The following is a 15233-nucleotide window of genomic DNA, read 5'->3' as shown; positions in this document are numbered from 1 at the left end:
GCGCCACCTGAGGCTGGCATGATCCACGTCATGTCGACCCCGCTCCCGCATCGCGTCCCGCACCGTATTCCCCGCCATCCGCATGCCTGGCTGGTGGTGCTGCTGGCGTCGCAGGGGGCGGTCGCGTTGCTGTGGTGGTCGCTGGGCTGGCGGGTCGGCCTGCCGGTGATGCTGGCCACCCACGCGCTGTTCTGGTGGGGCGTGATGAAGCCGGATTCGCGCATGTTCGGCCCGGTGCTGTCGCGCCTGCCAACCGCGGAGAAAGTGGTCTGGCTGACGATCGACGATGGCCCCTCGGATGACACGCCGGCGATGCTGGACCTGCTCGACGCCGCCGGCGCCCGCGCCACCTTTTTCGTGGTCGGTGATCGCGCCGCGGCGCGGCCGGAGCTGGTGCGGGAGATGGTCCGCCGTGGGCACACGCTGGGCAACCACAGCCGCTCGCACCCGCAGGTCTGGTTCTGGGCGCTGGGGCCGCGGCGGATGCGCTGCGAGATCGAACAGACCCAGGCGCAACTGGCGGGCATCACCGGATCGCCGCCGCGCTGGTTCCGTGCCGTGGTCGGCATGGCCAACCCGTTCGTGCACGCCCCCCTGCGAGACCAGAGCCTGACCCGCGTCGCCTGGACCGCCCGCGGCTTCGACGCCGTCGCCGCCGACCCCACCGCCGTGGTGGCGAGGATCGAGCGCGACCTGGCGCCGGGCGCGATCATCCTGCTGCACGAGGGCGCGAAGCATGGCCGCAACGTGGAGGTGCTGGCGCTGCTGCTGCAGCGTTTGCAGGCGCTCGGCTACCGCGCCGTGCTGCCGGAGCGGGAGCCGGACCTGTAGGAGCGACGTCAGTCGCGACCCGCCGACCCCGGATCGAAGCCGGCGTTCAACGCGATTTTCCCGAGGGCGCCGGTGAAAGGCTGGCAGGTCCGGCAGAATCCGGAGATGCGAGGCAGGACGATTGTCAGTGGGTCGCGACTGACGTCGCTCCTACAGCCGCCGCAGGTCCGGGCCCCTGTAGGAGCGGCTTCAGCCGCGATCGTGGAATCGGCGCGGGCGAACAATCATCCGATCGCGGCTGAAGCCGCTCCTACAAATGCCCGGCAAGCAGACGCCCAGCGATTGGAAGTCATCCGGGCCGGCTGGCCACCACGCGCCAGTTGTTGAACGGGGTGTTGCCGTACAGGGGGGTGAACTCGCTGGCCAGGCCGGCGCCGTCGAAGCGGGCGCGCAGGGCGGCTTCGGAGGGGTACTGGCGCGGGCCGGCGTTCATCCAGCCGAGCAGTTTCGAGAATACGTCCACGGCGCGGGTCACTCGGGCGCGGCGGCCGCCGTCTTCCAGGCCGGTGCGGATCACCAGCTTGCCGCCGGGCGCGAGCATTGCGATGGCGGCCTCGAGCATGCGGTCCTGCGCATCGGGCGGGACGAACTGCAGCACGTCGAGGATCGCGACGCTGCCGTGGTGGCCGAGGCTGTCCCATGAGAATTCCGGCGCGGCCAGGTCGATGCAGTCGAAGCCGACATCGGCCAGCCCCCGGCGCTGGCTGGCGCGGCGGGCGCGCTCGATCTTGCCGGCATCGTTGTCGACCCCGCGGTAGGGCAGGTCGATGACGTCGGCACGCAGCGCGTGGGCCAGCAGCCCAAGCCCGCAGCCCAGGTCGAGCAGCGGTGCGGTGGTGCCGCGCAATGCATCGCACACACCCGGGTACAACGGATCGCTGCCAAGCTTGCCGCGGCTGTAGTAGTAGTCCCAACGGTTGCCGAGCAGGCGGTCGGGCAGGAACGCGGTGGAGATCGCGTCGATGCGCTCGCGTGCCAGCGGGCGCGTGGCCGGTTCCATCAGTGCTCGCCCAGCAGCCGCTCGGCGACCGGCAATGCCTCGCGCATCCACAGCTCGTACATCGCCGCGGAAGGGTGCAGGCCATCCTCGACCAGCATCGCCTTCTCCGCTCCGCGCTCGCGGCTGATCCCGGTGATGTCGACGAAGGCCACGCCAAGGCGCTCGCTCAACTCCTCGGCGATGGCGTTGTAGGCGTCCAGCTCGCGGGCAATCTTCGCCGGGTCGCGGCCCTGCGCGATGGCGAACGGGGTCACCCCCCAATCCGGGATCGACAGCACCATGACCCGGTCGTTGCGGCCGCCGGCCAGCGCGATCGCGCGCTTCAGCAGGTCGTGGAAGTCGCCGCGGTATTCGGCTTCGCTGCGCTCGCGGTACTGGTTGTTGACGCCGATCAGCAGGGTCACGAAGTCGTGCGTGCCCAGCGGCTCGGCCGCGTCCATCGCCTGCGACAGCTCGTCGGTGGTCCAGCCGGTGGTGGCGATGATGCGCGGATCGTCCAGCTCGATCCCGCCGGCCCGCAGCGTGCGCGCGAGTTGCACCGGCCAGCGGCCGTCTTCGGCCACACCTTCGCCAATGGTGTAGCTGTCACCCAGTGCCAGGTAATCCATGCCGTCGTCCTCCGATGGGGGGCTGCCGGCGATGGAGCCACCACCGGCGGTGAAGAAGGCCGAGGCCAGCAGCACGACCGCCGCCGCCAGTGCCACGAAGAAGGGAGGGTCAGGCCGTCGCAGCACGGGGCTTCGCTCCTGCCTCGACACGCCGCTGCAGCACCCGGCCGATGCGCGCGAACACCTCGCGCAGCTGGTCCGGCTCGGGCAGCAGCGTCACCCGGAAATGATTGCGCCACGGCACGTTGAAGCTCGAGCCCGGCACCACCAGTACGTCTTCGGTTTCCATCAGTTCCAGCGCGAAAGCGTGGTCGTCGAAACCGACCCCCGCGGCGCCGACGACGGACGGGAAGGCGTACAGCGCCCCGGCCGGCGCGACCAGGTCCAGGTGCTCGCTCGCAGCGACGCTTTCCACCACCGCGCGCCGCGCTTCGTGCAGCCGTCCACCGGGCGCGCACAGCGGCGCGATGGTGTCCTCGCCGTGCAGCGCGGCCTCGATGGCGAACTGCCCCGGCACGTTGGCGCACAGGCGCAGCGCGCCCAGCAGGTCCATCGCGTGGTGCAATTCGCCACTGGCCAGCGGGTCGCCCGACAGTACCGCCCAGCCGACCCGCCAGCCGCAGGCGCGGTGCACCTTCGACAGCCCGCCGAACGACAGGCAGGGCACGTCGCCGGCCAGTGGCGCCAACGGGTGGAACGGCGCGCCGTCGTAGAGGATCGAGTCGTAGATCTCGTCGCTCATCAGCAGCAGACCGTGGCGCGCGGCGATGTCGACCACGCGCTCCAGCAGCTCGCGCGGATAGGCGGCGCCGGTAGGGTTATTGGGGTTGATCAGCACGATGGCGCGCGTGCGCGGGGTCACCAGCGCCTCGATCTCGTCCGGGTCCGGCAGGAAGCCGTTCTCCGGGCGGCAGGCGTAGTACACCGGGCGGCCGTCGTTGAGGATGGTCGCCGCCGACCACAGCGGATAGTCGGGCGAGGGCAGCAGCACCTCGTCGCCCGGGTTGAGCAGTGCGCGCAGCGAGAGGTCGATCAGCTCGCTGACGCCGTTGCCGATGAACACCCGCTCCGGCGTCGCATTGGGCGTGCCGCGTGCACGGTGGAAGGCGGCGATGGCCTCGCGCGCGGCCGGCAGGCCCTGCTGGTGGGTGTAGGGATCGGTGTCGGCGATGCGCCCGGTGATCGCGCGCTGCAGGTGCTCCGGTGCCCGGAACCCGAAAGCCCCCGGGTTGCCGATGTTGAGCTTGATCAGCTCCCGCCCCTGCGCCTCCAGCTCACGCGCCCGGCGGGCGAGCTCACCGCGGATTTCGTAACGGACTTCCGACAGGCGGGCGCGGGTGGCGAGCGTGGGATGGGACATCGTGGCGGTACGGCGCGAAGGAGCCGCCAGCGTAGCCGATACCCCCGAAACCCGCGATGGCCGCGTCGCCCCCAACAGCCCCGCCCGCATTTGTAGGAGCGACGTAAGTCGCGACCTGCGCATCGTCCGGGGGTTCGGCGGGTCGCGACTTACGTCGCTCCTACACAAAGCCCTTCGCCCCCGGCACATCCGCATCCCCCGTCCCTTGTAGGAGCGGCTTCAGCCGCGATCATGGAACCGGCGCAGGCGACCCACCATCCGATCGCGGCTGAAGCCGCTCCTACGCCCGAAGGAAGTCCCCATGGGACAAAACCCCTCACCCGTCGTCATGCACCGCGGGCCCACCACAGTAGAATCGCCCCCATGCCCAGCACCCCGCGCAACCCGTGACCCCGGACCTCGCCCTGCAGGCGATCGGCTGGCTGCTCGATTCCGACGGCCAGCCCGCGGTCGCCGAGTGGCGCGAGGTCATGGCCGAGCATCCCGAGGCGCGCCCGGTACGGGTGGTCGAGCAGCACCGCAGCGGGTACGTGGTCGCCGACGGGCCGGACAACAGCTTCCCGGTCGAGTCCCTGCCCGAGTGGCAGCGCGCGCCGAGCTACAAGAAGGGCGGCACCCCGCCCGAGCAGCGCGCCGCGGTCGGTGACTGGGTGCTGATCGAGGACGCGATCGAGAAGGACCAGATCGTCGCCCTGCTGCCGCGCCGCAGCGCCATCAAGCGGGCCGCCGCCGGCGAACACTACAAGCAGCAGATGATCGCGGCCAACATCGACACCGTGTTCGTGGTCTGCGGCCTGGACGCCGACTTCAACCCGCGCCGCATCGAGCGCTACCTGCTGCTCATCCAGGGCAGCGGCGCCGAACCGGTGGTGGTGCTGACCAAGGCCGACGAAGCCACCGACGTGCCGGGCTCGCTCGCCGCACTGATCGAACTGGCCGCGCAGGACATTCCGGTGCGCGCGGTCAACGCCCGCGACCCCGACAGCGTCGCCGCCCTCAAGCAGTGGTTGCAGCCGGGCCGCACCGCGGTGCTGGTCGGCAGCTCCGGCGCCGGCAAGTCGACGCTGACCAACACCCTGCTCGGCATCGAGCGCATGAAGACCAATACCGTGCGCGAGAGCGACGCGCGCGGCCGCCACACCACCACCCATCGCGCGCTGATCCCGCTGCCGACCGGCGCCTGCCTGATCGACACCCCCGGCATGCGCGAGCTCAAACCCACCGGCGAGGAAGACATCGCCGAGAACTTCAGCGACATCGAAGAGCTGGCCGACCACTGCAAGTTCCGCGACTGCAAGCATCTGAAGGAACCCGGCTGCGCCGTGCGCACCGCCATCGAAGGCGGCAAGCTGGACCCGCAGCGCTTCGCCAACTACCTGAAGCTGGGCGACGAAGTGGCCGGCGCCGCCGACCGCCTGGCCCATCGCCGCGCCGAGAACACCGACACCAAGGTGGCCGGCAAGGCACCGGGCAAGCCGGGGGCGCGCGCGCCGGGCAAGGGCGGCAGCCCGGTCCCGAACCAGCGTCCGCACCACGGCCACGGGCGCGACTGAACCGGGCGCAGGGGCCCGGTGGCCGCCGTCGCCGGCGCGGTTAGAATCGGGGGCCCACCCGGCAGTGCCCCTCCTGATGTCCGATATCGACGATTTCAAGCAAGCCGCGCTCGACTACCACCGCCAGAATCCCCCGGGAAAGATCCGGGTGACGCCGACCAAGGCGATGGTGACCCAGCGCGACCTGGCGCTGGCGTACTCGCCCGGCGTGGCCTACGCCTGCGAAGCAATCGTCGCCGACCCCACCTGCGCCCGCGACTACACCGCGCGCGGCAACCTGGTGGCGGTGGTCTCCAACGGCACCGCGGTGCTCGGGCTGGGCGACATCGGCCCGCTGGCCGGCAAGCCGGTCATGGAAGGCAAGGGCGTGCTGTTCCAGAAGTTCGCCGGCATCGACGTGTTCGACATCGAGATCGACGAGCGCGACCCGGACAAGCTGGTCGACATCATCGCCAGCCTCGAGCCGACCTTCGGCGGCATCAACCTTGAGGACATCAAGGCGCCGGAGTGCTTCATCGTCGAGCGCAAGCTGCGCGAGCGCATGAAGATCCCGGTGTTCCACGACGACCAGCACGGCACCGCGATCATCGTCGGCGCCGCCGTGCTCAACGCGCTGGAAGTGGCGGGCAAGAAGATCGAAGACGTGCGCGTGGCCACCACCGGCGCGGGCGCCGCGGGCATCGCCTGCCTGGACATGCTGGTCGCGCTGGGCGTGCGCAAGGAGAACATCACCGCGTTCGACCGCGACGGCGTCATCTACAGCGGCCGCCCCGGGCTGGACCCGGACAAGGCGCGCTACGCCAGCGATACCGACAAGCGCGAACTGGCGGACATCGTCGCCGGCGCGGATGTCTTCCTGGGCCTGTCGGCCGGCGGCATCCTGAAGCCGGAGATGGTCGCCACCATGGCCGAGCGCCCGATCATCCTGGCGCTGGCCAACCCGTACCCGGAGATCATGCCGGAGGACGCCAAGGCAGTGCGCCCGGACGCGATCATCGCCACCGGCCGCTCGGACTACCCGAACCAGGTCAACAACGCCGTCTGCTTCCCGTACATCTTCCGCGGTGCGCTGGACGTGGGCGCCACCGTGATCAACGAGCCGATGAAGCTCGCCTGCGTGCACGCCATCGCCCAGCTGGCGCGCATGGAAGCCGGTGACCTCGCCGCGGCCTACGGCGGCGACGCCCCGACCTTCGGCCCCGAGTACCTGATCCCGCGCCCGTTCGACCCGCGCCTGATGGTGATGCTGTCCTCGGCGGTGGCGCGCGCTGCGATGGATTCCGGCGTGGCCAGCCGGCCGATCGCGGACATGGAGACCTACGAGGAAACCCTGCTGCAGTTCATCCACCGCACCGGCCTGCTGATGAAGCCGGTGTACGACCGCGCCCGCGCCGATTGCAAGCGCGTGGTCTACGCCGAGGGCGAGGAGCCGGTGGTGCTGCGCGCGGTGCAGACCGTGATCGACGAAAAGCTGGCCAGGCCGATCCTGATCGGCCGCCCGGACGTCATCAACAGCCGCATCGAGAAGCTCGGCCTGCGCATGCGCGAGGGCGTCGACTTCGAGCTGACCAACATCCACGACGACCCGCGCTTCCACGAGTACTGGCAGCAGTACCACGCGCTGACCGAGCGCCGCGGCGTCACCATCGATGCCGCCAAGAGCCTGATCCGCTCACGGCCGTCGCTGATCGCCGCGCTGATGATCGAGCGTGGCGAGGCCGACGCGATGATCTGCGGGCTGGTCGGACGTTTCCACAAGAAGCTCGGCTACCTGCGCAGCGTGTTCGACTTTGATCCCGGCGTCACCGGCACCGCCGCGATGACCGGGGTGATCAACGAAGCCGGCGCCTGGTTCTTCCTCGACACCCACGTGCAGCTGGACCCGACCGCCGAGCAGATCGCCGAGGCGACCATGCAGGCCACCTACCGGCTCAAGCTGTTCGGCGTCGACCCGAAGGTCGCACTGCTGTCGCACTCCAACTTCGGCAGCCACGACAACCCGTCCGCCGCCAAGATGCGCCGGGTTCGCGAGATCCTCGCCAAGCGCGCGCCAAGGCTGGAGGTCGACGGCGAGATGATGGCCGACACCGCGTGGAACGATGCCCTGCGCAAGCGCATCTTCCCGAACACCACGCTGCACGGCCGCGCCAATCTGTTCGTGCTGCCGAACCTCGACGCGGCGAACATCACCTACAACATGTTCCGCGTGGCGACCGACGGCGTTGCACTGGGTCCGATTTTGATGGGCCTGGACAAGCCGGCGCACATCCTGACCCCGGATTCGACGTCGCGGCGGGTGGTGAATTTGACCGCGATTGCCGCGGTGGATGCGCAGATCCGGGCTTCGCGGGAGAGGTAAGAGCCAGGTCGCCCGGGCTTCCGCTGCGCGGATGCCCGGGCGGGCATTTTGTTGCCGGTGGGGTTGTGGCTTCGGAGTGGTGACGCCGGGGCCCGGACCTTCGCGCTCGTTGGAGCCCTTGTAGGAGCGACGTGAGTCGCGACCGGTGGGGTCGGCTGTGGGGCGGTTTTGGGGTCAGTGGGTCGCGACTTACGTCGCTCCTACACGCTCCTACAAATGTGGTTCGTGGCGCCTAGAGCCATATGGCATTCCAGTAGGGGTACTGGCCTACGCGCTGCACCAGGCCGGCGCGTACCGGGTTCATCACCACGTACCTCGCGGCTACGACGATGTCGTCCTCCGCTCGCAAGGCGCGGTCGTGGTACGCCTTGGACCACACACGCTCGATGGTCGGGTCCACCTGCCGGACGTGCCGTGCGGTGTTGGTCTTCACCCGTTGCACCAGTGATGGCAGGTAGTCGCGCTCCCCTAGCGCCAGCAGCCCGTGCCAGTGGTCCGGCATCAGCACCCATGCCAGCAGTTCCGAGGACGGCCACAGCCGCGGGTCGGTGACGGCCCGGGACATCGCGCAGGCGCAGGCGTCGTCGGTGAACACGGATTGCCGCAGGTGCGTGGTGAAGGTCACCAGGTAGACCTGGTTCGGCAGCGACGTGCGGCCACGGCGCAGGGCGGCGTGGCCGCGGCGGATGGGGGAGAGGTGGCCCATGCGGGGAGGTTGCGCGAGGGCGCGGCGCGGGGGTGTCGGGGGAGGGTGGATCGAGGGGTGGGGGAATGCCGTGTTGGGGTGGTGCGTGGGGGTGGCGGATTGGGTGGTGGGTTGGGACGGCGTGGGGTCGCGACTTACGTCGCTCCTACAGCGGCATCCGGTCAGCGACCACGCTCCCCATACGCCCACGCACGGCCACCACGCGTGACCCACATCAGCCTCCCGCGCCGGCACCCACTGATAGAATCGGGCGCAACCCTATCCACCCCATTCAACGAGGCGCGGCCATGGGGCCGCGAGGCGCATGACCCCCACTTACGAAAGCCCGTTCACCGCCCTGTTCCAGGATGATCCGGACCCCACCGAGACCCAGGAGTGGGTGGAATCGGTCAGCGCGGTCATCGATCGCGATGGCCCGGAGCGTGCGCACCAGTTGCTGCAGGGCATGGTGGAGGTCACCCGCCGGGCGGGGGTGCACCTGCCGTTCGCGCCTACCACCGAATACATCAACACCATCCCGCCGCACCTGGAGGCCAAGAGCCCAGGTGACCACGCGCTGGAATGGCGGATCCGCTCGATCATCCGCTGGAACGCGATGGCGATGGTGGTGCGCGCCAACCGCAAGCCGGGCGACCTGGGCGGCCACATCGCCAGCTTCGCCTCCGGCGCGACGCTGTACGACGTCGGCTTCAACCACTTCTGGCGCGCACCAAACGAGGACCACCCCGGCGACTTGCTCTACATCCAGGGCCACAGCTCCCCGGGCATCTACGCGCGCTCGTTCCTCGAGGGCCGCCTGACCGAAAGCCAGCTCGACTGTTTCCGCATGGAGACCGGCGGCAAGGGCCTGAGCTCCTACCCGCACCCCTGGCTGATGCCGGACTACTGGCAGACCCCGACCGTCTCCATGGGCCTGGGCCCGCTGGCGGCGATCTACCAGGCGCGCAACTGGAAGTACCTGGAAGGCCGCGGCCTGATGCCCAAGACCGACCGCAAGGTCTGGTGCTTCCTGGGCGATGGCGAGACGGACGAGCCCGAATCCCTCGGCGCCATCTCCGTGGCCGGCCGCGAAGGCCTGGACAACCTGGTGTTCGTCGTCAACTGCAACCTGCAGCGCCTGGATGGCCCGGTGCGCGGCAACGGCAAGATCATCCAGGAGCTGGAAGGCGTGTTCCGCGGCGCCGGCTGGAACGTCATCAAGAACATCTGGGGCAGCTACTGGGATCCGCTCCTGGCGCGCGACACCACCGGCAAGCTGCGCCAGCTGATGATGGAAACCGTCGACGGCGAATACCAGAACTGCAAGGCCTTCGGCGGCAAGTACACGCGCGAGAACTTCTTCGGCAAGTACCCCGAGACCGCCCAGCTGGTCGCCAACATGTCCGACGAGGACGTCTGGCGCCTGAACCGCGGCGGCCACGATCCGCACAAGGTCTACGCCGCCTACCACGAGGCGGTGCACACCAAGGGCATGCCGACCGTGATCCTGGCCAAGACGGTCAAGGGCTACGGCATGGGCGAGGCGGGCGAGTCGCTCAACCCGACCCACGGCACCAAGAAGATGGACGACGAAGCGATCCGCATCTTCCGCGACCGCTTCAACGTGCCGGTGACCGACGAGCAGCTGGCCAAGGGCGACATCCCGTTCTTCCACCCGGGCGAGGACTCGGAGGAAGTGCAGTACATGAAGGAGCGCCGCGCCCAGCTGGGCGGCTTCCTTCCGCAGCGCCGCCGCAAGGCCACCGACACCCTCACCGCGCCCAAGCTGGAGACCTTCGAGCGCCTGCTCAAGTCCACCGGCGAGCGCGAGATCAGCACCACCATGGCGTTCGTGCAGGCGCTTAACATCACCCTGCGCGACAAGCAGGTAGGCCCGCGCTGCGTGCCGATCGTCGCCGACGAGGCCCGCACCTTCGGCATGGAGGGCATGTTCCGCCAGCTCGGCATCTACTCGCCGAAGGGGCAGAAGTACAAGCCGGTCGACCGCGACCAGCTGATGTACTACCGCGAGGACGCCGCCGGGCAGGTGCTGGAAGAAGGCATCACCGAGGCCGGCGCCTTCGCCAGCTGGATGGCCTGCGCCACCAGCTACAGCACCAACGATTTGCAGATGCTGCCGTTCTACATCTACTACTCGATGTTCGGCTTCCAGCGCATCGGCGACTCCGCCTGGCAGGCCGCCGACATGCGCGCGCGCGGCTTCCTGCTGGGCGCCACCGCCGGCCGCACAACGCTCAACGGCGAAGGCCTGCAGCACGAAGACGGCCACTCCATGGTGCAGGCCGGGCTGATCCCCAACGTGCGCAGCTACGACCCGACCTTCAGCTACGAGGTGGTCACCCTGCTGCAGCACGGCATGAAGCGCATGCTCGAGGAACAGGTGGACGAGTACTGGTACCTGACCCTGATGAACGAGAACTACACCCACCCGGACATGCCCGAGGGCAGCGCCGAGGGGATCATCAAGGGCATGTACCTGCTGACCGACGCCGGCAAGCCCAAGAAGGGCGAACTGCGCGTGCAGCTGATGGGCAGCGGCACCATCCTGCGCGAAGGCATCGAAGCGGCCAAGCTGCTGGAAAAGGACTTCGGCGTGACCGCGGACATCTGGTCATGCCCGAGCTTCAACGAACTCGCCCGCGACGGCCAGGACGCCGAGCGCTACAACCGCATGAACCCGGAGTCGAAGGCGCCGCGCAAGGCGTACATCACCAGCCTGCTGGAAGGCCGCCAGGGCCCGGCCATCTGCGCCACCGACTACATCCGCGCCTACCCCGAACAGGTCCGCGCCTTCGTGCCGATGCACTACACCGTGCTGGGCACCGACGGCTTTGGCCGCAGCGACACCCGCGCCAACCTGCGCAAGCACTTCGAGGTGGACCGCTTCCACATCGCCCATGCCGCGATCGCGGCACTGGCGGCGGAAGGGAAGATGACCGCCAAGGACGTGGGGCGGGCGATCAAGGAGTATGGGATTGATGTGGAGAAGCCCAATCCGATCGGGGTTTGAAGTTGACGCGGCTCGAATAGCATGGACCCGAGTTAGAGAAGAGTAGTGAAGGGGGCGAGCAGCGAGCCGTTGCCTATTGGTCGGAGAAGCGCTAGATTTCGGCACTGGTGCAGTGGAGCCTGTACCACTCTTTACGCGTGCGATCAGGGCTGATCGTTATGTCGGGCGATTCGCCAGACTGGATGAGGATTGTCTTCACTTATCGGCGGAAAACACCGCGGGGCCTCACCTCCTCCGCGTTGCTCCCCCGGTAAGTCCCCGCGGCGTTTTCCGCCTATTTAGGGTAAAGAGCTTTGGCTTCAGAACTTATCGATCAATTGTTCTCTGAAATTGATCGAGATCGGGTCACCGTAAAGCCCTTTGATGGCTACATATTCCTGTGCGGGGGCACCATAGATTCCGCGCCCGGAGTCATAGAGTCGGCACGTCAGTACGCACTAACGCGCATGGACGAGAACGGCTGCATTGCCGGCCACCGCGTCATGATTGCCGAAAAACTGACATCTCTGCTTCATGGCGACGATTTCCATGATTTGCTGGAGTTCGAGGAGCACATTGCGGCTCTAAGTGCTTGCGTCCTCATATTCGTAGAAAGTCCTGGATCCATAGCAGAGCTTGGCAGCTTCGCTGTGATGCCGCATCTGACGAGCAAGCTCCTAGTTGTTTGCGAGCAACGAATGGACTCGGCCTTACAACCTTCTTTCATTTTTATGGGGCCGGTGGCGAATCTAAGGCGGATCCGCGTCAATTCTGTACAAGTATTTCCGATCTTTAAAGACGGCAGTACTGCGGCAGATTCCACAAAGTTGGATGACTGTTGGCAGTTCATTGAAGAGTCCGTCGTCGAGTCGATCCGTCGGCCAATACCCGAGGCTCCGCTCAATGCCGCTTCGTTACCCCACAAGATGGTGGTCGTCGCAGCAACGGTCGACTTATTCGTTGCATTGAAGCTTGGGGAGCTGCACGAGGCCATCAGGCGATTTGGTGTCGATGTGTCTACAAAGCAGCTGCGGAAAATTACTCGCATGCTCGAGCAGTTTTCGATTATTAAGCGAGTCCCATATGGGCACGAGGATTTTTTCTTCTCACTTGCCGCCTCGCCACTGCTTATGCTTAGACCCAGCATTTCAAGTGGGTCAAAGATCTTTGATCAGCTTCGCTTTAAGGCGACTGCGATCGAATTTTTCGCTGAAACTGACAATCGGCGGCATAAGGCGATCTTGGCTTTTCGTAAGGCGGCGCAGGTATGACGACGCGCCTCGTAAACAGACTTTCCCAGCAAGTTGGGCTGCCGGCAGGGGACATCGAGAGGATAATTTCTTCGGCTCCTCGGAGGTATAAGGAGTTCAAGATAAGGAAGAGAAGTGGATCCGGCTTCCGTGATATAGCACAGCCAAGTCGCGAGCTTAAGATCCTGCAGAAGGCCGTTGTGGAAGAATTGAAGCCGCACCTGCCGATCCATGATTGCGTGCACGGGTATGTGATCGGGCGAGGCATCAAGTCCAACGCCGCCGCTCACCGTAAGGGTAGATTTATTCTAAAGATGGACTTTGCGGACTTCTTCCCTTCCATCAAACCTGTGGATTTCAGGGCGCACTTGCGTGAGTCTTTACCCGATCGCTACGACGACATTGAAGCCCGACAGCTCGAGCTGCTTCTTTTCTGGCTTAAGAGGGGGGAGCGGACACTTCGCATGTGCATTGGAGCACCGAGCTCTCCGTCAATATCGAACTATCTTATGTACGCGATCGACTCCAGAATTACTGAAAACTGTAGATTAAACGCAGTTACTTATACACGCTATGCGGATGATTTGACGTTCTCTTGTGGAGAGGAGGGGATATTGGGGGAGGTAGAGGGCGCGGTCTCACGAATAGTCGGGGAGACGGTACATCCGCGGCTTAGAATCAATCCAGACAAGACGATTCACATCTCGCGAAAGCAGCGAAGGACCGTTACCGGAGTTAATATAACGCCAACAGGTGAGCTCTCCATTGGACGAGATAGGAAGAGGCTAATTCGCGCCATGGTCCATCGGCACATCCGAGGGTTGCTTGATCTGCGGGGTCAAAACGAGTTAATTGGCCTGCTGGGATTTGCGCACGATGTTGAGCCGAGTTTTGCTCAGAAGATGTGGGCCAGTCTAAAGGGCGCGCCAGCATTAAAGCGGTCGCGGCGTGTGGACTATATGCTTGAAGGTTGAGTAGAAGGAATATGGGTCATAGTCACCTGCAACGAACCGGCATAGCTCGTGAATGCTTGGGGTAGATTATGTAGGTATCGGCTGTGATATTTATGTCTCGTCGGTGAGGATTTTTATCTTTAGCACAGGATCTTTTCCCGTTTCGGTCCGGCCCCAACTGCGAGCCCCCCATAGCATTGTTTGCGCCGAGTAGTACATGGGGGCGGTTCCATGGTGTCGAAGCGGGCAGTGTAAGCGCGCGGCGTGTCAGGGCGTGAGAAAGACCCGGGTGTGATTTGCCCTCTTGCGCAGTCGCTCCAGCCGTAGTTGAGTGACCTTGCACGCCATGGGCGCCAAGTCAGGGATCAAGACATGCGGCTCGATCTACGGGGATACGTGGGACTGGTGTTGCTGTTGGTCAGCAGCCTTGCGTCGGCCGATAGTTGGGCGCCAGCTGAAGTGGCCCGGTACACGTCGGCGAACGGGCTTGCCAGGGTCACGATCACGCCTCGCCCCTTGGGTGGTGCGTTGAACTATTTCTCCGACAAGGTGGACGGCACGGAGCCGGCTGGACAGCGGGTTGGTGAAGACCAGACGCAGCCGTTCGCCATGCTAATGCGGCGGGATTCGAACGGTTCATGGGATACGGTGTGGAACGCGCCGCTGGTCAACGACGTGGCACCCGTGGATGCGCTGGTCACCAATGACGGGAAGCGTCTCGTCACCTTCGACAACTGGCATTCCATGGGCTACGGCTCGGACGTCGTGGTGATCTACGGCCAAGACGGAAAACTTATCCGGCAGTTTGCTCTGGAGGATTTTCTTCCGGAGGCGTACATCGCGTTCCTGCCCAAAAGCGTCAGTTCGATCTGGTGGGGGCGGGACCACTACCTCGATGAGCAGGCCGGTGATCTGGTACTACAGGTCAGACAACCCGGTAGCGGAGCCCATCAGCCAAGCGCCCTCGTGGAGGTGCGCATCCGCCTACGCGACGGAAAGGTGCTCCCCCACGAGGGGCCCGCCTGGACCGGAGCGATGGCCAAGGTGCGGGAACTGGATGAGGAGCGCCAGAAGCGATGGCGTGAGCTGCGGACGTTGCGCGCCCAACCACTGCATGCGCCGCGTGGCGACGACGCCGAGGAATGGCGCGACTACCTGGTCGAGCTTCGCGAGCGGCTCACCGAGTCGAGCGGCAAGCAGCATGCAGGACGGGTGCTGCCGGCACCAGGTGACGCGGAGTTCGCCGACCAGGAAGAGTGGATCAAGGGCATGCTGGACGATGTCGGCGGCGTGCGGCTGTCGTTTGGCAGCCACTTCGTTTTCGCGTCTCCTTCGCCGGAAGCACTTGCCCGCTTGCTTGAGGAGCAGTTGCGTTCAGTAGAGCCAAGGGGGATGAAGGGCATACGCGTCACCTTTGTCGGCCTGCCCGAGCATGGCGACAGGGTCAAGACGGCTGCGGCGGGTTCCGGTGCGGAAATCGTCCTGCTCGACATCCGTAGCGCGGTGCCTGGCATGGCGCTGCGCGGTCCGATACCGGAGTGGGTTCGCTGAAAGTTTCGCCGCGCCCTTGCGGGCAGGGCAGCACGGAAGGCTAAACTCGACCCGCCACCGCGGCGTCTGGGGA

11 protein-coding genes are annotated in these 15233 nt (G+C 66.1%); 7 read left to right on the top strand and 4 right to left on the bottom strand.

Annotated elements, in window-relative coordinates; translation table 11 throughout:
- The first annotated feature begins 30 nt into the window (after positions 1–30).
- Entirely contained in the window at positions 31–831 is an 801-nt protein-coding gene (locus B5D37_RS10900) for a polysaccharide deacetylase family protein (protein ID WP_078758764.1), read from the top strand.
- Positions 832–1120: 289 nt separating this feature from the next.
- Here B5D37_RS10900 and B5D37_RS10895 read toward each other — a convergent pair whose 3' ends face one another.
- From B5D37_RS10895 to B5D37_RS10885, 3 genes are all read right to left on the bottom strand, one after another.
- Positions 1121–1810, bottom strand: a complete 690-nt coding sequence (locus B5D37_RS10895) for a class I SAM-dependent methyltransferase (protein ID WP_078758827.1) — start codon at positions 1808–1810, stop codon at positions 1121–1123.
- A 20-nt stretch (positions 1811–1830) separates the two neighbouring features.
- Positions 1831–2439 carry an SGNH/GDSL hydrolase family protein gene (locus tag B5D37_RS10890; RefSeq protein ID WP_078758826.1) on the bottom strand — a complete coding sequence of 203 codons (609 nt, stop codon included), beginning with the start codon at positions 2437–2439 and terminating at the stop codon, positions 1831–1833.
- A gap of 109 nt (positions 2440–2548) precedes the next feature.
- Complete coding sequence (locus tag B5D37_RS10885) at positions 2549–3799, bottom strand: aminotransferase class I/II-fold pyridoxal phosphate-dependent enzyme (RefSeq protein ID WP_078758763.1); 1251 nt, start codon at positions 3797–3799, stop codon at positions 2549–2551.
- 386 nt (positions 3800–4185) lie between these two features.
- Here B5D37_RS10885 and rsgA point away from each other — a divergent pair, with 386 nt between their 5' ends.
- Both rsgA and B5D37_RS10875 read left to right on the top strand, forming a co-directional pair.
- Positions 4186–5352 carry a ribosome small subunit-dependent GTPase A gene (rsgA, locus tag B5D37_RS10880; protein ID WP_425478054.1) on the top strand — a complete coding sequence of 389 codons (1167 nt, stop codon included), beginning with the start codon at positions 4186–4188 and terminating at the stop codon, positions 5350–5352.
- A gap of 76 nt (positions 5353–5428) precedes the next feature.
- Positions 5429–7711, top strand: a complete 2283-nt coding sequence (locus tag B5D37_RS10875) for an NADP-dependent malic enzyme (protein ID WP_078758762.1) — start codon at positions 5429–5431, stop codon at positions 7709–7711.
- A 232-nt stretch (positions 7712–7943) separates the two neighbouring features.
- Here the strand turns inward: B5D37_RS10875 and B5D37_RS10870 are convergent, their stop codons facing one another.
- Complete coding sequence (locus B5D37_RS10870; RefSeq protein WP_078758761.1) at positions 7944–8417, bottom strand: REP-associated tyrosine transposase; 474 nt, start codon at positions 8415–8417, stop codon at positions 7944–7946.
- A gap of 304 nt (positions 8418–8721) precedes the next feature.
- Here B5D37_RS10870 and aceE point away from each other — a divergent pair, with 304 nt between their 5' ends.
- From aceE to B5D37_RS10850, 4 genes are all read left to right on the top strand, one after another.
- On the top strand, positions 8722–11427 hold the full coding sequence (gene aceE / locus B5D37_RS10865; RefSeq protein ID WP_078758760.1) for a pyruvate dehydrogenase (acetyl-transferring), homodimeric type: 2706 nt from the start codon (positions 8722–8724) through the stop codon (positions 11425–11427).
- A gap of 293 nt (positions 11428–11720) precedes the next feature.
- On the top strand, positions 11721–12677 hold the full coding sequence (locus B5D37_RS10860; RefSeq protein ID WP_200809238.1) for a retron St85 family effector protein: 957 nt from the start codon (positions 11721–11723) through the stop codon (positions 12675–12677).
- Complete coding sequence (locus B5D37_RS10855; RefSeq protein WP_078758758.1) at positions 12674–13630, top strand: retron St85 family RNA-directed DNA polymerase; 957 nt, start codon at positions 12674–12676, stop codon at positions 13628–13630. Before B5D37_RS10860 ends, B5D37_RS10855 begins: the two co-directional genes overlap by 4 nt.
- A gap of 351 nt (positions 13631–13981) precedes the next feature.
- Positions 13982–15160 carry a hypothetical protein gene (locus B5D37_RS10850; RefSeq protein ID WP_143814274.1) on the top strand — a complete coding sequence of 393 codons (1179 nt, stop codon included), beginning with the start codon at positions 13982–13984 and terminating at the stop codon, positions 15158–15160.
- Positions 15161–15233 lie beyond the last annotated feature (73 nt).

The sequence above is a fragment of the Lysobacter spongiicola DSM 21749 genome (genome assembly GCF_900167055.1).
In the GTDB taxonomy this organism is placed as follows: Bacteria; Pseudomonadota; Gammaproteobacteria; order Xanthomonadales; family Xanthomonadaceae; genus Novilysobacter; species Novilysobacter spongiicola.
The sequence above is the reverse complement of the archived record's forward strand: the minus strand, read 5'-3'. Positions and strand labels throughout refer to the sequence as shown.

Coding starts and splice junctions, on each gene's coding strand:
- B5D37_RS10885 (WP_078758763.1), bottom strand. CDS start 3,799: ATGTCCCATCCCACGCTCGCCACCCGCGCCCGCCTGTCGGAAGTCCGT.
- B5D37_RS10875 (WP_078758762.1), top strand. CDS start 5,429: ATGTCCGATATCGACGATTTCAAGCAAGCCGCGCTCGACTACCACCGC.
- B5D37_RS10890 (WP_078758826.1), bottom strand. CDS start 2,439: ATGGATTACCTGGCACTGGGTGACAGCTACACCATTGGCGAAGGTGTG.
- B5D37_RS10900 (WP_078758764.1), top strand. CDS start 31: ATGTCGACCCCGCTCCCGCATCGCGTCCCGCACCGTATTCCCCGCCAT.
- B5D37_RS10855 (WP_078758758.1), top strand. CDS start 12,674: ATGACGACGCGCCTCGTAAACAGACTTTCCCAGCAAGTTGGGCTGCCG.
- B5D37_RS10870 (WP_078758761.1), bottom strand. CDS start 8,417: ATGGGCCACCTCTCCCCCATCCGCCGCGGCCACGCCGCCCTGCGCCGT.
- aceE (WP_078758760.1), top strand. CDS start 8,722: ATGACCCCCACTTACGAAAGCCCGTTCACCGCCCTGTTCCAGGATGAT.
- B5D37_RS10850 (WP_143814274.1), top strand. CDS start 13,982: ATGCGGCTCGATCTACGGGGATACGTGGGACTGGTGTTGCTGTTGGTC.